Raw genomic sequence first — 16,602 nt, 5'->3', positions numbered from 1 at the left:
ATGCCGGCGGGGTCGCGTCAAGTATGTCCCGCGAATCTGCGGAATGGCCGGAGAACCGGAGGATCTTAAAGCGGAATTTCTGGCGAAATACCCCTTTAGTCACTGGAGTATCAGGAGGGCTTTCGCGTCCATGTGGTGATCTGGAACGACGCGGTCACGCGTACCGGATCGGGCAGCGCGCGGACGCCCTCGGCCAGCGTGCCCGGGTCGGTGTGCCAGGCGCTCGGGCCCATCCCCACCACGGCCTCGACCGCCGGATGGGAGAGATCGAGCGTGATCTCCACGTCCTCGCGTCCCGCCTTCGTGAACCGGTCGCCGAAGGCATCCTCCAGCCGCCGCTCCTTGTCCTCGTCCACCGACAACAGGCCGAGGCGCTCCACCAGCGGGCGCAGGTGGCCGGCGGCCGGCGTGACCACCACGAGCGTCCCCTCGGGCCGCAGGACGCGCGCGAACTCGGAGGGGTTGCGCGGCGCGAACACGTTGAGCAGCACGTCCACGCTCGCGTCCCGGACGGGGAGCGGCCGCCACACGTCCGCGACCAGGGCGCCGATCCGGGGGTGCGCCCGCGCCGCCCGCTTGATCGCGTGCCTGGAGACGTCGAGCGCGATGCCGACGGCCCGGCCGGGAAGGGCGTGCGCGAGGTAGTAGCCGGTTCCCGCGCCCGCGTCCGCGACCACGGACGCGTCCGCGTCCGCGCAGAGCCGGGCGAGACGGCCGGCGAGCGGCGCGTAGTGGCCGGCGGCGAGGAAGTCCGCGCGGGCCGCCACCATCGCAGGGGTGTCGGCCGTGCCGGGGACCGCCGATCCCGTCAGCAGGCTGACGTATCCCTGCCGCGCGACGTCGAAGCTGTGCCCGCGCTCGCACCTGACGGTGCCTTCGGCCAGTGCCAGCCGTTCCCGGCAGACCGGGCAGGTCAGGTGATCGATCACGTCGGCGAGCATGCGTTCCATCATGGCGTGCCCCGGTGCGGGGCGACGCTCCGCCCGGAGCGATCTGCTGGCCTTCGTGCCGAAATCGGCGTTCAGCGAGAGAGATGAGCGAGATATGGAAGAGCCCTGATTCTCCTATTGTGTGGGCCATGGCGCATGAAGCGAGGATCGTGTCCGGTGTCGAGGTCATCCCATTGTGTGATGCGGTGGGGCCGATGGGCTCGCACATCCGCAAGCCGCTGCCCGAGATGTTCCCCAGAGGATCGTTCGCGGACGGTGAGGAGTGGATCCTCCACTTCCACTGCTACCTGTTGCGGGCGGCCGGCCGTACCGTCCTGGTCGACACGGGGATCGGCGGAGCCGGGTCTCCCGCGGCGAGCTGGGCACCCGTGCCGGGACGGCTGTTCGAGGAGCTGTCCGCCCACGGCGTCGCCGCGGCGGATGTGGACCTGGTCGTCCTGACGCACCTGCACAGCGACCACGCGAGCGGCAGCGTCACCGGTGACGGTCCCGCGTTCCCCAACGCGCGCTATGCCGTACAGCGGGCCGAGCTCGACTGGGTGCGTGGTCCGATGCGCGACCAGGTCGTCGTCCCGCTCGGCGACTCGCTCCAGATCCTGGACGGCACGGCCGAGCTGCTGCCCGGGATCACCGCCGTCCACAGCCCCGGCCACACCCCTGGGCACCAGACGGTCGAGGTGGGCGATCTCGCGCTCAGCGGGGACGTGGTGCTCCATCCGGAGCAGCTGCGTGATCCCACGATCACCTATGTCTACGACGAGGATCCGGAACTGGCGGTGCGCAGCCGGGTCGCCCTCCTCGGCCGCGTCGCCGTCCTGGGCACCGGGCACTTCGCCGACCCCTTCGTACCGACCGGTGCCCCGGTCTCAGGCTGAGGCGGTGCCGGGGTTGGGGTTCAGGGCCGGGGCCGGGGCCGGTTGGAGGCGCCGGGCGCGCACGCGGTAGCGGACGACCTGCACCGCGCCGAGCAGCCAGATGGGGTACTGCACGGCGAACGCCCAGCGGTAGTCCCCGACCAGGTCGACGAGGACGCCGACCGTGGTGATCACCGTCATCGACGCCGCGAAGCCGCCGCTGTTGACGATGCCGGTGGCCACGCCGATGCGCTCGGTGGGGTTGAACGTCCGCGCGTAGTCGAAGCCGATGGCCGAGCCGGGGCCGTTCGTCGCGAGCACGACCACCAGCAGCACGAGCACCCACTGCGGGGCGTGGCCCGGCCACAGCAGCACCGCGGTCCACGCCGCCGCCGTCGCGCCGATGACGATCAACACCATCCGGGAACGGTGGAACGGGAACCGCCCGGCGAGGTAGCCGAGCAACGGCCCGGCCGTCATCGACAGCACGGTCAGCGTGGTGATCAGCAGGCCGGCGGCCTGCGGGGACAGCCCCTGGCTCTCGACCAGGTACGGATATCCCCACAACATCGTGAACGCGGCCGAGGAGCACTGGGTCGCGGCGTGGGTCCACATGCCCAGCCGGGTGCCCGGGTGGGCCCACGCGGCGCGCACTCCCATCCCCGCGGTGGTCGCGTCCGGTCTCCGGTCGCGCAGGAGGATCACCGCCGAGACGAGCACGAGCACGCTGAGGGCGGCGGCGCCGAGGAAGGTGGGGGTCCAGCCGTACGAGTGGAGTGAGCTGATCAGCGGCACCGCCGACACGATCGCGCCCACCTGGCCGAGCTGGGCGGTGATCTGCACGATCAGGGGGTTCCTGCGGGCCGGGAACCAGAGGTTCACGATGCGGATCACGCTGATGAAGGTCAGCGCGTCGCCGGAACCGATCAGGATCCGGCCGGCGACGGCTCCGAGCAGGCCGTCCGCGAGCGCGAAGACGACCTGCCCCGCGGCCATGACGGCCGCGCCGATGATGATCATCTTTTTGGATCCCAGCCGGTCGACCAGGACGCCGACCGGGATCTGCATGGCCGCGTAGACGAGCAGCTGGAGCATCGCGAGGAGGGAGAGGCCCGTCGCGCCGATACCGAACCTGGCCGTCGCGTCGATCGCGCTCACGCCGAGCGACTGGCGGTGGAAGACGGCGACGATGTAGGCGAACACGCCCACGATCCAGAAGGTCAGGGGCCGTCGAACGATTCCGAGAGCCCCCATGGCGCAAACTTTACCTAAACATGATTTTTCCGGACAAATTGGGGGGTGAATTGCCGTATGTGGCGATGATCCGATAATCGTTACGGCTATGCGAATCATGACGGCTCTGCCGGTGCTCGCCCTACCCCTCCTCGCCGTTCCGGCCCCGGCCCAGGCGGCGGCACGGCAGGTGAGTGGAGCGACCTTCCTCGGATACGAGGGGACCGCGGCCATCGTCCACACGTACCTGCCGGGCAAGGGCTTCACGAAGACCAAGGTCGGCACCATGATCCAGATCTCGGCCGCGCCCGACGGGAAGAAGGTCGCCTGGGTCGACGACAACGGGCGCCTGCACGTGACCCAGGGAACGAGAGACACCGTCGTCGCCAAGGGCGCGGTCTCCGGCGTTCCGTGCGCCACCCCTGTCTGGTCCGCCGACTCCACCCGCATCGCGTACGCGATGACCGCCGCGGAGTCCATGGCGCCCATCGGGATCGTCGGCGCCGACGGCAAGAACCGCCGCAAGATCGGCAAGTCGTACGGGGTGTGCCACCTCGCCTGGTCGGCGGGGGGCCGCTACCTGGCCGGCTACGCCGGAACGACCGACGGCGTCTTCCTCCTCGACACCACCATCGGGAAGACCCGGCGGGCGGCGGGGATCAAGCTCGCGAACCACGTCCAGAGCCTGTCGCCCGACGGCCGCCGGGTGATCGTCAACAAGATCGGCGCGAGCTCCCCCGGCGGTGACGGCTCCTGGCCGCTGTGGTTCCGTCCCACGCTGGTCGACACCGTGACAGGGAGCACCATCAAGCTGCCGGTCAAGGGCAGCCTGATCGGCGCCACCTACCTCACGGACGGCAGGCTCGCGGTCCGGGTGAAGGGAACGCCCAACAACACGATCGTCGTACTCGGGACGAACCTGAAGGAGGTCCAGCGGATGGCCGAGCCCGCGCAGGCACGCAAGTTCGCCCTCCTCGGTCTGATGCCGTAGCCCGCCCGAGGCGTCAGCCGACCGGGGCCGGGACGCGGCCCCGATCGGCGGGCCGCTCCTCCTCCTCGCTGTCCTCGCCATGGGAGAGCTGGGGCAGCCACCGGAGCCAGCGGGGCAGGTACCAGTTCCAGTCGCCGAGCAGCTTCATGGTCGCGGGCAGCAGCACCGCCCGCACGATCGTGGCGTCGATCAGGACCGCCACCGCCAGGCCGACCCCGAGCTGCATGAACGTCAGCAGCGACAGCGTGGCGAACGTCGCGAACACCGCCACCATGATGAGCGCCGCGCTGGTCACCACGGCCGCCGTGCTCCTGATGCCGTACGCGACCGCGTCCTCGGTCCGCATGCCCCTGTCGTACGCCTCACGCACCCGGCTCAGGATGAAGACGTGGTAGTCCATCGAGAGCCCGAAGAGGATCACGAACAGGAACAGCGGCAACCAGTCGGTGATCGTCCCGGTGGACTCGAAGCCCAGCAGGCTCTCGCCGTACCCCTTCTGGAAGACCAGTACGAGCACGCCGTACGCCGCCGCGACGGACAGCAGGTTGAGCACGATGGCCTTGACCGCGACCACCAGGGAGCGGAACGAGGCCAGCAGCAGGAGGAACGCGAACAGGAGCACGAACCCGAACACGAGCGGCAGGCTCCGGGCCAACTGGTCGTTGAAGTCCATCGAGCCCGCGGTGGCGCCGGTGACATGGGCGCCGGGGATGGTGGCGGGGATGACCTTCTCGCGCAGCGTGTGGACGGCGTGCTCGGACACGGCGTCGGTGCCGGTTCCCTTGATTCCGATGGCGATCCGCGCCACCGTCTTGTCCGGATTTATCGAGACGTTGAATGGTTCGTTCGCCTCGCCGGTGGCCAGCGCCCGCTTCCGGAACTCCTCGATCGCCGAGGTGACCTCGGGGGAGGTCGCGTCGGCAGCCTTGAGCACGACCACGGCCGGCTCGTTGCCGCCGGGGAACGCCGTGTCGATCCGCTTGAAGGTCTCCGCGATCGCGTAGTCGCCCTGGAGGTCGTCGATGGTCTGCGGGCCGGTCTTCAGGCCCACCGCGGGGATCGCCAGCGCGACGAGCAGGCCGCCGGCGAGGACGGCGGAGATCGCCGGGCGGCGCAGCACCGGGCCGAGGACCGCGCCCCAGAAGCGGCTCTCGCCACCGCGTACACCGAGGACGCGCCGCCAGGTGACCCGGCCGCGGGTGACGGCGCGGACCGTGCCGTGGATCACCCGGGCGTCGATCTTGTCGCCGATCAGGGAGAGCAGCGCGGGGAGCACGGTCAGCGAGCCGACCACGGCCGTCAGCACCACGAGGATCGTTCCCTCGGCGAAGCCCATGAAGATGCCGTTGCCGGTCAGGAACATCCCCGCCATCGCCACGATCACGGTGACGCCGGAGACCAGGACGGCCCGGCCCGACGTGGCGGCCGCGATCTCCATGGCCCGCCGCTTGTCCCGGCCCTTCGCCCTCTCCTCGCGCTCGCGCATGATGTAGAAGAGCGAATAGTCCACGCCGACCGCGAGGCCGATCAGCAGCATCACGTTGCTCGTCGCGTCGTCCACGTGGAGGAGGTGGCTGGTCAGGGCCAGCAGGCCGGTGGCCGAGACGATCGCCGTCATCGCCAGCGCGACCGGGACCACCGCGGCCAGCAGGGCGCCGAACGCGGCGAGCAGGATGCCGAGGGTGATCGGCAGCGAGAGCTGCTCGGCGCGGACGAAGTCCTCGTCGATCGCCTCGCCGATCAGCTTGTCGGCGCTCGCCCCGCCCGCCTGCTCGATCCGCACGCCGGGATGCGCGGCCGCGACCCCGGCCACGGCGTCGAGTACCGGCCGGACCCGATCCTTGGCGGTCGCGCCCTCGCCCTTCATGTCGAACTGGACCAGCGCCGTCTTCCCGTCCTCGGTGACCGGCGACGGCTCCTTGTCGTACGGCGTGCGCACGTGTTCGACCTGGCCGGTGGCCTCGACGGCCTTCTTCACATCGGCGACGGCGTCGCGGAACCGCCGGTCCTTGATGGTCAGGGTGCCGCTCTGGAGGAGGACGACCTCGCTCGCCACGTCCTCGAACCCGGCTCCGTCCAGGATCCGCGCGGCTTCACGGGAATCGCCGTTCGCGTTCTCGTACGACTTCATCTTCGCGACGCCGACGGCGTTCCCGGCGAACACCGAGACGATCACGAAGGTGGTCCAGATGAGCAACGCCCACCATCTGTGGCGGGCGCTCCAGCCTCCGATCGAGGCGGCGAGGTTTCTACGGCGGCGCGTCGGCGTCTTCCCTGTCACAGGGAAACCGTAGGAATCGATGAGGCCGGAAACCTCCGGCCGGAAGACCAACCCGTGCTCCTGCCGTCGACGGAGCGGACGACACCCGGGTCCGCCTCGAGAGCTACTGGACATCCCTGGGGGCCGCGTAGGGGACGACCTGCCGGGAGCCGGGGTGACGCCCCGAATCCGCAGCTCACCGGCGGTCTGCCACCCCGAGAGGGCGACGATCTATGCTCGGGGGCATGCGTCCATTCCACTGGAGGGCCCGCCCGTGATCCCCGCTGACGTGTTCTACGCCGGGCTGCACAAGGTGATCGTGGCCGCCGGCGGGTTCATCACCGACCCCGCCGGTCGCGTGCTGCTGGTCAAGCCGAACTACCGCGACCACTGGGGCTGGCCCGGCGGGCACGTCGACGAGGGTGAGTCGCCGGAGGCGGCCTGCGGCAGGGAGGTGCGCGAGGAGCTGAGCCTGACGCTGCCGGTAGGGCCGCTGCTCGTCGTCAACTGGGTGGAGCCGTTGGACGACCGTCCGGTCCCGCTGGTGCACTTCCTCTTCGACTGCGGCACGTTGGACGGCGGCGACGGCATCGTCCTGCAGGACGAGGAGCTCGACGACTTCGGGTTCTTCACCGCTGAGGAGGCCGACGCGCTGATGCCGTCCTTCCTTGTCGCCCGGTTCAGGGCCGCGCAGACCGCCCGTACGGACGGAACCGTCGTCTACCTGGCGCCCTGAGTCCGATTAGTCCGGTGTGTAGGGGAATGTCGTTGAAGGACGGCCTACGACGACGGGCGGGAATCGATGAACGAACTGAAGTACAGGGAGCAGTTGGAGCGGGTGGACGCCGATCTGGTGCGGTTGCGCCAGGAGGTGGTGGACATGCGCAGGGAGATCGGGGGGCGTGGGGCCGGCCCCACGGACGCCGCCGAGATGTCGGCCGTGATCACCCAGGTCGAACAGCAGGAAGCGTTGATCGAGGACCTCGAACTCAGACGTGAGCAGCTGCTCCGCCGCCTCGGCCAGGCGTGAATACTTCGATCGACGATAGTTTCGCCGGCGATAGTATCCCTCGAAGTGCCATTCAGCATGGCCGACTGGAGCAACTGCGGGCCGATGTCGCGCTCTCGGCGCTGCCTCACCGTGACCGGTTCGCCGAGGCGGCGCCGGGCAACTGGAACAGCGCGCTCCAACTGCTCGCAGCTGCGCTTCGTCGGGTCGATCAAGTGGCTCGAAGGCCCCTTCGACGATCATGATCTGCAGCGGCTGATCAAGCACAGGTCCGCGCTCACGGACCGGGTACTCCCGCTGGTCGCGGTGTCGAGGAGCGGGGTGTCCTGCTCCGGCGTGACCGCGTACGGGCCGGATGACCTGGTCAGAGCCTGGCGGTGAGGTCAGGGGGAAGCTCGGCCGTGAGCTCGGCGAGGCGGGATTCGGCGGCGTCCCAGGCCGCGCGGTCTCCCCGCGGCTCGTACGTCACGAGCCGCTCGCTGTGCCGGACGAGGGCGCGGATGTCGGAGACCACACCCTGGGCGCGGGCCTGGACCAGCGCGTTGCCGAGCGCGGCGGCCTCCACCGGACCGGCGACCACGGGAAGGCCGGTGGCGTCGGCGGTCATCTGGCAGAGCAGCGCGTTCCGGGCACCGCCGCCGACGACGTGGACGACGTCCACCTGTTGCCCGCTGAGCCGTACGGCGTCGCGGAGTGTCCTGCGGTAGGCGAGGGCCAGGCCCTCCAGCACGGTGCGCACGGCTTCCGCCCTGCCGGTGGGCGGGCGCTGGCCGGTGCGCGCGCAGAAGTCCGCGATCCTGGCGGGCATGTCACCCGGCGGCAGGAAGGCCGGGTCGTCCGGATCGATGACGGCCTCGAACGGCCGGGCCCGCCCGGCGGCGGCCAGCAGCGCGGGAAGGTCGCTCTCGCCCCACGCGCGCAGGCATTCCTGGAGGATCCACAGCCCCATCACGTTGCGGAGGTAGCGGATGGTTCCGTCCAGGCCGCCCTCGTTGGTGAAGTTGGCCAGCCGGCTCTCCTCGGTGAGCACGGGCCGGGCCAGTTCGAGGCCGACCAGCGACCAGGTGCCCGAGGAGATGTAGGCGAACCGCCCGCCGACCGCCGGGACAGCGGCCACGGCCGACGCGGTGTCGTGCGAGGCGACCGCGGTGACCGGGGTGGCGCCGGGCAGTCCGGCCTCGGCGGCGACGTCGGCGCGCAGCGTCCCCGCGGGGGCGCCGGGCGGCCGCAGCGCGGGCAGGATCCGGGACGGGAGGCCCAGCCGGTCGGCCAGATCGTGCGCCCAGGACCCGGCGCGCACGTCGTACAGGCCGGTGGTGGAGGCGTTGGTGATCTCGGCCCCGACGGAGCCGGTCAGCCAGTACGCCAGCAGGTCGGGGATCAGCAGCAGCGTCTCCGCCCGGTCGAGCAGCGGATCGGCGAGCAGCTGGTAGATCGTGTTGAACGGCAGGAACTGGAGGCCGCCGACCTGATAGAGCGTGCCCGCCCCCAGCTCGGCGGAGACGCGTTCCATGATCCCGGCGGTCCGCTCGTCGCGGTAGTGCACCGGGTTGCCGATCAGCCGTCCTGAGGCGTCGAGCAGGCCGTAGTCGACCGCCCAGGAGTCGATGCCGATCGAGTCGACCCGTCCGGCCCGGCCGAGCCCGTCCAGCACGCCCCGGTACAGCGCCAGGACGTCCCAGTGAAGGGTCCCGCCGACGCGGACCGGCCGGTTGGCGAAGCGGTGCGTCTCGGTGAGGTCGAGCCGGTCGCCGTCGATCCGTACGGTCATCACCCGGCCGCTGGACGCGCCGAGATCGACAGCCGCGTGAACGCTCATTTCGTACCTCTCAGCGGGGGGAGCCGGTGGACTCGCGCAGGACGAGCTCGGGTTGGAACATGATCTGCTGGTGGGCGTGTGTGCCGGGGTTGTCGCACTCGTCGAGCAGCAGTTCGGTGGCGATCTGGCCGAGCCGGTACGTGGGCTGTCTGATCGAGCTGAGCGACACCGTGGAGGCGGCGGCGAAGTCGATGTCGTCGTAGCCGATCAGGGCGACGTCGTCGGGGACGTTCACGCCGGCGAGGAGCAGGCCGCGCAGTACGCCGACGGCGAGCAGGTCGTTGGCGCAGAACACCGCCTCGGGGAGCCGGCCGGTGGCGAGCATGCCCTCGGCCGCCTGCTGTCCGGCGCGGGCCGTCATCGCGGGCGCCTCGACGAGTTCGAGCGTGGTGGCGGGATCGAGGCCGGCGGCGATCACGGCCTGCTCGGCGCCGAGCTTTCGCTCGCGGCACTGCCGGATGGTCAGCGGGCCGGTGAGGTGGCAGATCCGCCGGGCGCCCCGGTCGAGCAGGTGCGCCATGGCCATCTGGCCGCCGCCCACGTCGTTGACCGTGACCGAGCACTGGTCCGGGCGGTGCGCCGGGTGATCGACGAGGACGACGCTGATGTCCCGATCGCGCAGCTGGTCGAACCGGGCCGGATCGTCGTCCGACGGCGTGATGAGGACGCCGCGCACGCGCTGCTCGGCCAGGACGCGCAGGTTGCGCTCCTCCTTGGCCAGCGAGCCGGCCGAGTTGCCCAGGATCACGGCGTAGCCGAGCGCGCTCGCGGTCTCCTCGACGCCCGCCGCGACGTCGGTGAAGAACGGGTTGCCGATGTCCATCACGGACAGGCCGATGATCCGGCTGTGACCGGCGCGCAGCGTCGACGCCGAGCCGTGCCGGACGAAACCCAGCTCGCGGATCGCCTCCTCGACGCGTTTCCGGGTGGCCGGGGCCACCCGCTCCGGCCGGTTGAGCACGTTGGAGATCGTGCCTGGAGACACCCCCGCGCGCTGGGCGACCTCCTTGATGGTCACGGTGCCCAACTGCCCTCCTCCGGTCGCGATCTATTAAAACGTGTTAGCCAGATTTGGCAAGACCTTACCTGAACATGCAGGTCAGCATGGTTGCACGTATCCTGCATCGGGAGCTGGGTAACGCTCTGGAAACGAGCGCTTCATCTCCCATTGACAAGCTTCTAGCTGGGCGATTACCGTCCGGGGGCAGTTCGCTAAAACGTTTTTCTGGGAAGGGGTGGGCGCGGTGACCGAGCCGCCCGGAGGAGACGCGCCGCCCGTCCTGGCGCTGCGCGGGGTGAGCAAGGCGTTCGGTGCCGTGCAGGCGCTCCGCGACGTCTCCCTAGAGCTGTTCGCCGGGGAGGCGCACGCCCTCGCGGGTGAGAACGGCGCCGGGAAGTCCACGCTGGTGAAGACCCTGACCGGGGTGTACCGGCCGGACACCGGACAGCTCCTGCTCGACGGGGAGCCGGTCGAGTTCCACAGTCCGGCCGACGCCCAGAACGCGGGCGTCGCCGTGATCTACCAGGAGCCGACGATGTTCCCCGACCTGTCGGTCGCGGAGAACATCTTCATCGGCCGCCAGCCGCGCGCCGCGCTCCGCCGTATCGACCGCGGGGCCATGCACGGCCGCGCCGCCGAGCTGTTCAAGCGGCTCGGCGTGGCACTCGACCCCGAGCAGCCCGCCCGCGGCCTGTCCATCGCCGACCAGCAGCTCGTCGAGATCGCCAAGGCACTCTCCAGGGACGCCCGGGTGCTGATCATGGACGAGCCCACCGCGGCGCTGTCCGGCGCCGAGGTCACCCGTCTCTTCAACGTGGTCAAGGCCCTGCGCGAGCAGGGATGCGCGGTCCTGTTCATCTCGCACCGCCTGGACGAGATCTTCGAGCTCTGCCAGCGGGTCACGACCCTCCGCGACGGCACCTGGATCGCCAGCGAGCCGGTGGCCGGGATGACCCACGACGACCTGATCCGGCGCATGGTCGGCCGCGACCTCGACGCCCTCTATCCCAAGCTGGACACCGTCCCCGGCGAGGTGGCGCTCAAGGTCCACCGGCTCACCCGGGAGGGCGTCTTCACCGACGTCTCCTTCGAGGTACGGCGCGGCGAGATCGTCGCGCTCGCCGGGCTCGTCGGCGCGGGACGCAGCGAGGTCGCCCGCGCGATCTTCGGCGTCGACCGTTGGGACGCCGGGTCGGTCGAGGTGAACGGGCGCGGGCTTCCGGCCGCGTCGCCGACCGCCGCGATGTCGGCGGGCCTCGCCCTGGTCCCCGAGGACCGGCGGCAGCAGGGCCTGGTGATGGAGCAGTCGATCGAGCGCAACATCGGCCTCACCGGTCTGAAGAACCTCCGCCGCGGTCCGGTGATCTCGCGGGCCGCCGAGCGGGACCGGGCCCGCGACTGGGCGATCCGGCTCCAGCTCAAGTTCAACCGGCTGTCGGACGCGGTCAACGTGCTGTCCGGCGGCAACCAGCAGAAGGTCGTGCTCGGCAAGTGGCTGTCGACCCGGCCGGGGGTGCTCATCATCGACGAGCCCACCCGCGGCATCGACGTCGGCACCAAGGCCGAGGTGCACCGGCTGCTGTCCGAGCTGGCCGCCGACGGCCTCGCCGTACTGATGATCTCCTCCGACCTGCCCGAGGTGCTCGGCATGGCCGACCGGGTGCTGGTCATGCAGGAGGGGCGGCTGGTCGCCGAGATCCCGCGGGACGCGGCGACAGAGGAGAGCGTGATGGCAGCGGCGACCGGGAGGGCTTCGTGAACGAGCACTGCAGCGGCGGGACGGGGGAGCGCGCATGACCGCCGTCACCGCCGGGCGCGGCGGCCGCAGCCTGGTCGACCTGGTGTTCCGGGCCCGCGAACTGAGCATCGTGGCGGCACTGGTCCTGCTGGTCGCGGTGACCACCGGAGTGAACGGCAACTTCCTCTCCGGCCAGGGCGTCAAGGACATCTTCCTCAACGCGTCGATCCTGGTGCTGCTGGCCGTCGGCCAGTCCTTCGTGATCATCACCAAGAACATCGACCTGTCCGTCGGGTCGGTCGTCGGCCTGGTCGCCTTCACCGTCGGTGACTTCCTCGCCGCCGACCACGGCCGGGGGATCGTGTTCGCGGTCGTCCTCGGCGTCGCGATCGGCGCGGTCTGCGGCCTGGCCAACGGGCTGCTGGTCAGCTTCGGCCGGGTGCCCGCCCTCGTGGTGACCCTCGGCACGCTGTACGTCATCCAGGGGCTGGACCACTTCATCGCCCACGGCCGGCAGATCAACGCCGTGGACCTGCCCTCCGCGCTGCTGTCGATGGGCAACGGCGGCGTGCTGGGCATCCCGTACCTCCCGCTGATCGCGGTGCTGGTGATGGCCGCGGCCGGCTACTACCTGCGCTCGTACGCCTCGGGCCGGGACTTCTACGCCATCGGCTCCAGCCCGGAGGCGGCGCGGCTGGCGGGCCTGCCCGTACGGCGCCGCGTGATGACGGCCTACCTGTTGAGCGGGGGACTGGCGGGACTGGCCGGGGTGCTCTGGCTGGCCAGGTTCGGCACGGTCGTCGCCGACGCGGCCAACGGCTGGGAGCTCCAGGTGGTCAGCGCCGTCGTGGTCGGCGGTGTGGCGATCACCGGAGGCGTCGGCAGCGTGTACGGCGCGGCACTCGGAGCGCTGCTGCTCACCACCATCACGAGCGCGCTGGTCGTGCTCAAGGTCGATCCGTTCTGGCAGCAGGCCATCACCGGAGCGCTGCTGCTCCTGGCGATCAGCGTGGACCGGCTGCTCGCCCTGCGCGTCGCGCGGATTCTACGGAGGAGGAACGCCCGGCATGGCTCCTGACGTGACGACAGGCGCACTCGGAGGCTCGCTCCAGCGTTTCCTCCGCTGGGATGTGCTGGTCGGCGTGCTGCTCGTGCTCGTGTTCGCCGGCGGCCTGACCGGATCGCCGCAGTTCGGCAACATCGACAACCTGTCCTTCGCCCTGGGCGACCTCGGCGAGATCGCGCTGATCGCGCTGGCGATGACCCTGCTGGTGGTCGCCGCGGAGGTGGACCTGTCGGTCGCCTCGGTGCTCGGCCTGTCCAGCGCGCTGGTGGGCAACCTCTGGGACGCCGGATGGGCGATCGAGACGATCATCCCGCTGGTCGTCGTGGTGGGCGCGCTGTGCGGCCTCGTCAACGGGCTGCTGGTGACCCGCCTCGGGCTGCCGTCGCTCGCGGTGACGATCGGCACGATGGCGCTCTACCGCGGCCTCGCCTACGTCGTGCTCGGCGACCGCGCGGTGGCCGGGTTCCCCCAGCAGTTCACCGATCTCGCCGTGAACGACGTGCCCGGAACGTTCATCCCGTACCCCGTCATGCTGTTCGTCGTCCTCGCGGCGGTGACCGGGGTGGTGCTGCACGCCACGGGCTTCGGCCGGTCGCTGTTCGCCATCGGGGCGCAGGTGGAGGCCGCGCACTTCGCCGGCATCCGGGTCAAGCGGATCAAGCTCATCCTGTTCGTGGTGGCGAGCGTGGTCGCCGCGTTCGCCGGTGTCATCTACACCTTCCGGTACGGCAGCGCGCGTGCCGACAACGGCAGCGGCCTGGAGATGGCCGTGATCGCGGCCGTGTTGCTCGGCGGCGTCGACTTCGACGGCGGCAAGGGGACGCTCGGGGGCGTCATCGCCGGCGTGCTGCTGATCGGGCTGCTCCGCAACCTGCTGATGCTCAACGACGTGTCGACCGAGATCCAGTCCATCGTCACCGGTCTGCTCCTGGTGATCTCCGTGATCACTCCTCGTCTCGTGGCCGCCGTACGGCAACGACGGCGCACTCCGACGCTCACAACCCAGCCAACTCCTGAGGGATAGACGCATGTTCACTTCTTCGCGAAGGGTCGCCTCGGCCGCCGCCCTGGTCGGCCTGCTCTCGCTCGGTCTGTCCGCCTGCGGAGGCGGAACCACCAAGGACTCCACCGCCGCGCAGGGCGGGGGCGGCCAGACCACCGGCTCGGCTCCGGCGTCGGCCGATCCGAACGCCCCCATCAAGGAGGGCCTGAAGATCGCCTTCCTGCCCAAGCAGATCAACAACCCGTACGAGACGATCGTCGACAAGGCGGGCATCGAGGCGGCCGGGGAGTACAAGGGCGAGGCCAAGGAGGTCGGCCCGTCCGACGCCTCCGCCTCCTCGCAGGTGTCCTACATCAACACGCTGATCCAGCAGAAGCAGGACGCGATCCTGATCGCGGCCAACGACGCCAACGCCGTCTGCGGCCCGCTCAAGCAGGCCATGTCCAAGGGCATCAAGGTCGTCGCGTACGACTCCGACGCCGCGAAGGACTGCCGGAACCTGTTCATCAACCAGGCCAGCTCCGAGGAGATCGGCCGGTCCCAGGTGAAGATGCTGTCCGACCAGATCGGCGGCAAGGGTGAGATCGCGATCCTGTCCGCGACCGCGAACGCGACGAACCAGAACGCCTGGATCGAGTTCATGAAGGACGAGCTCGGCAAGCCTGAGTACAAGGACCTCAAGCTGGTCAAGGTCGCCTACGGTGACGACGACGACCAGAAGTCCTTCCAGGAGACCCAGGGTCTGCTCCAGGCGTACCCCGACCTGAAGGGCATCATCTCCCCGACCACGGTGGGTATCTCGGCCGCCTCCCGCTACATCTCCGGCTCGAAGTACAAGGGCAAGGTCGCGGTGACCGGGCTCGGCACGCCGAACCAGATGCGGGAGTACGTCAAGAACGGCACCGTCAAGGAGTTCGCGCTCTGGAACCCGAAGGACCTGGGCTACCTGGCGAGCTTCAGCGCCGCCGCGCTGGCCTCGGGCCGGATCACCGGCGCCGAGGGCGAGAAGTTCACAGCCGGCAAGCTCGGCGAGTTCACCATCGGCAAGGACGGCGAGGTCATCCTCGGCCCGCCCTTCACCTTCAACGCCGAGAACATCGACGAGTTCGACTTCTGATCCCGCGTACGGAACAGCGAGGAACGTGATCATGCAGCGCGTCTGCTTCCTGCTCAGGGTCCGGCCGGACCGGCTGGAGGAGTACCGCGAGCGCCACCAGGCGGTGTGGCCGGAGATGCGGGAGGCCCTGAGCGAGACCGGCTGGCACAACTACTCGCTGTTCCTCCGCGAGGACGGCCTCCTCGTGGGCTATCTGGAGACCGACGACTTCGAGGCGGCGCGGGCAGCGATGGCCGAGCGGGACGTCAACGCTCGCTGGCAGGCCGAGATGGCGCCGTTCTTCGAGGAGCTCGACGGCGCTCCGGACGAGGGCATGGTCGCCCTCCGCGAAGTTTTCCATCTCGACTGAACCGGGGGTTCGATGAGCGACATCAAGGCGGCGCTGCGGCAGCAGTCCATCGAGACGCCGTCATGGGCGTACGGCAACAGCGGCACCCGGTTCAAGGTGTTCGCGCAGGAGGGCGTGCCGCGCGACCCGTACGAGAAGCTGGCGGACGCCGCCCAGGTGCACGCGTTCACGGGAGTGGCGCCGCGGGTCTCGCTGCACATCCCGTGGGACAAGGTGGACGACTACGGCGATCTGGCCAGGCACGCGTCCGAGCTGGGCGTGCGGATCGGCGCGATCAACTCCAACGTCTTCCAGGACGACGACTACCGGCTGGGCAGCGTCACCAACCCGGACCCGGCGGTGCGCCGCAAGGCCCTGGACCACCTGCTGGAGTGCGTGGACATCATGGACCTCACCGGGTCCGACACGCTGAAGCTGTGGTTCTCCGACGGGACGAACTATCCCGGCCAGGACGACATCCGCGCCCGCCAGGACCGGCTCGCCGAGGCGCTCTCCGCCGTGTACGACCGGCTGGGTGAGGGGCAGCGCTTCCTGCTGGAGTACAAGTTCTTCGAGCCCGCGTTCTACGTCACCGACGTGCCCGACTGGGGCACGGCGTACGCGCACTGCCTGCGACTCGGACCCAAGGCCCAGGTCGTGGTGGACACCGGGCACCACGCGCCGGGGACGAACATCGAGTTCATCGTGGCGTTCCTGCTGCGCGAGGGGAAGCTCGGCGGGTTCGACTTCAACTCCCGCTTCTACGCCGACGACGACCTGATGGTGGGCGCGGCCGACCCGTTCCAGCTCTTCCGCATCATGTACGAGGTCGTGCGCGGCGGCGGGTACGGCCCGGACTCCGGCGTGGCGTTCATGTTGGACCAGTGCCACAACATCGAGCCGAAGATCCCCGGCCAGATCCGGTCGGTGATGAACGTGCAGGAGGCCACCGCCAAGGCACTGCTCGTGGACGGCGACGCGCTGGCCGCGGCGCAGGCGGCGGGCGACGTGCTCGGCGCGAACGCGGTCCTGATGGACGCCTACAACACCGACGTCCGCCCGCTGCTCGCCGAGCTCCGCGAGGAGCAGGGCCTGGACCGCGACCCGATGGCGGCGTACGCCCGCTCGGGTTACTTCGAGAAGATCCGCACCGAGCGAGTGGGCGGCCGGCAGGCCGGCTGGGGTGCCTGAGAACACCGAGGCATCGCGCGACCGTGACGCCTGGGAACACCGA

Annotated in this window: 16 protein-coding genes; 11 read left to right on the top strand and 5 right to left on the bottom strand. The window is 70.1% G+C overall.

Going from position 1 to position 16,602, the window contains the following annotated elements; translation table 11 throughout:
* Positions 1–110 precede the first annotated feature (110 nt).
* Positions 111–941 carry a putative RNA methyltransferase gene (locus tag IMZ11_RS16380; protein ID WP_228642290.1) on the bottom strand — a complete coding sequence of 277 codons (831 nt, stop codon included), beginning with the start codon at positions 939–941 and terminating at the stop codon, positions 111–113.
* 137 nt (positions 942–1,078) lie between these two features.
* On the opposite strand from IMZ11_RS16380, the gene IMZ11_RS16375 reads away from it, so the two are divergent.
* Positions 1,079–1,825: an MBL fold metallo-hydrolase gene (locus tag IMZ11_RS16375; RefSeq protein WP_228642288.1), complete on the top strand. Its 747-nt coding sequence runs from the start codon at positions 1,079–1,081 to the stop codon at positions 1,823–1,825.
* Here the strand turns inward: IMZ11_RS16375 and IMZ11_RS16370 are convergent.
* A complete protein-coding gene (locus IMZ11_RS16370; RefSeq protein WP_228642286.1) occupies positions 1,817–3,058 on the bottom strand; it encodes a nitrate/nitrite transporter in 1,242 nt (413 codons plus the stop codon). The two genes, IMZ11_RS16375 and IMZ11_RS16370, sit on opposite strands and share 9 nt — an antisense overlap.
* Positions 3,059–3,146: 88 nt before the next feature.
* Here IMZ11_RS16370 and IMZ11_RS16365 point away from each other — a divergent pair, with 88 nt between their 5' ends.
* The gene (locus IMZ11_RS16365) at positions 3,147–4,028 is read left to right on the top strand and encodes a hypothetical protein (protein WP_228642284.1); all 882 of its coding nucleotides are present in this window, start codon (positions 3,147–3,149) and stop codon (positions 4,026–4,028) included.
* A gap of 13 nt (positions 4,029–4,041) precedes the next feature.
* Here IMZ11_RS16365 and IMZ11_RS16360 read toward each other — a convergent pair whose 3' ends face one another.
* Positions 4,042–6,309, bottom strand: a complete 2,268-nt coding sequence (locus IMZ11_RS16360) for an MMPL family transporter (RefSeq protein WP_228642282.1) — start codon at positions 6,307–6,309, stop codon at positions 4,042–4,044.
* 253 nt (positions 6,310–6,562) lie between these two features.
* On the opposite strand from IMZ11_RS16360, the gene IMZ11_RS16355 reads away from it, so the two are divergent.
* From IMZ11_RS16355 to IMZ11_RS16345, 3 genes are all read left to right on the top strand, one after another.
* Complete coding sequence (locus tag IMZ11_RS16355) at positions 6,563–7,024, top strand: NUDIX hydrolase (protein ID WP_228642280.1); 462 nt, start codon at positions 6,563–6,565, stop codon at positions 7,022–7,024.
* A 66-nt stretch (positions 7,025–7,090) separates the two neighbouring features.
* Positions 7,091–7,318 (top strand): hypothetical protein, encoded by a 228-nt coding sequence (locus IMZ11_RS16350; protein ID WP_228642278.1) that lies wholly within the window; start codon positions 7,091–7,093, stop codon positions 7,316–7,318.
* Between the two features lie 45 nt (positions 7,319–7,363).
* Complete coding sequence (locus tag IMZ11_RS16345) at positions 7,364–7,678, top strand: hypothetical protein (RefSeq protein WP_228642276.1); 315 nt, start codon at positions 7,364–7,366, stop codon at positions 7,676–7,678.
* Here IMZ11_RS16345 and IMZ11_RS16340 read toward each other — a convergent pair.
* Together IMZ11_RS16340 and IMZ11_RS16335 are read right to left on the bottom strand one after the other, a co-directional pair.
* Positions 7,662–9,116, bottom strand: coding sequence for a rhamnulokinase family protein (locus tag IMZ11_RS16340; RefSeq protein ID WP_228642274.1), 1,455 nt, complete (start codon positions 9,114–9,116; stop codon positions 7,662–7,664). The genes IMZ11_RS16345 and IMZ11_RS16340 overlap by 17 nt on opposite strands.
* 10 nt (positions 9,117–9,126) lie before the next feature.
* A complete protein-coding gene (locus IMZ11_RS16335; RefSeq protein WP_228642414.1) occupies positions 9,127–10,134 on the bottom strand; it encodes a LacI family DNA-binding transcriptional regulator in 1,008 nt (335 codons plus the stop codon).
* A 226-nt stretch (positions 10,135–10,360) separates the two neighbouring features.
* Between IMZ11_RS16335 and IMZ11_RS16330 the strand changes: the two genes are divergently transcribed.
* The 6 genes from IMZ11_RS16330 to rhaI are packed head-to-tail and all read left to right on the top strand — an operon-like array spanning position 10,361 to position 16,559.
* Positions 10,361–11,875, top strand: coding sequence for a sugar ABC transporter ATP-binding protein (locus tag IMZ11_RS16330; RefSeq protein ID WP_061260167.1), 1,515 nt, complete (start codon positions 10,361–10,363; stop codon positions 11,873–11,875).
* Positions 11,876–11,909: 34 nt separating this feature from the next.
* Entirely contained in the window at positions 11,910–12,932 is a 1,023-nt protein-coding gene (locus IMZ11_RS16325) for an ABC transporter permease (RefSeq protein WP_228642272.1), read from the top strand.
* Positions 12,922–13,944, top strand: coding sequence for an ABC transporter permease (locus tag IMZ11_RS16320; RefSeq protein ID WP_228642270.1), 1,023 nt, complete (start codon positions 12,922–12,924; stop codon positions 13,942–13,944). Before IMZ11_RS16325 ends, IMZ11_RS16320 begins: the two co-directional genes overlap by 11 nt.
* Positions 13,945–13,948: 4 nt before the next feature.
* A complete protein-coding gene (rhaS, locus tag IMZ11_RS16315; RefSeq protein ID WP_228642267.1) occupies positions 13,949–15,040 on the top strand; it encodes a rhamnose ABC transporter substrate-binding protein in 1,092 nt (363 codons plus the stop codon).
* Between the two features lie 31 nt (positions 15,041–15,071).
* Entirely contained in the window at positions 15,072–15,389 is a 318-nt protein-coding gene (locus tag IMZ11_RS16310) for an L-rhamnose mutarotase (RefSeq protein ID WP_061260066.1), read from the top strand.
* Positions 15,390–15,401: 12 nt separating this feature from the next.
* A complete protein-coding gene (gene rhaI, locus IMZ11_RS16305) occupies positions 15,402–16,559 on the top strand; it encodes an L-rhamnose isomerase (protein WP_061260065.1) in 1,158 nt (385 codons plus the stop codon).
* Positions 16,560–16,602: the final 43 nt, after the last annotated feature.

The organism is Microtetraspora sp. AC03309 (genome assembly GCF_020826795.1).
In the GTDB taxonomy this organism is placed as follows: Bacteria; Actinomycetota; Actinomycetes; order Streptosporangiales; family Streptosporangiaceae; genus Microtetraspora; species Microtetraspora glauca.
Note: the sequence above shows the minus strand (reverse complement) of the source record. Positions and strands in the feature narration are given on the sequence as shown.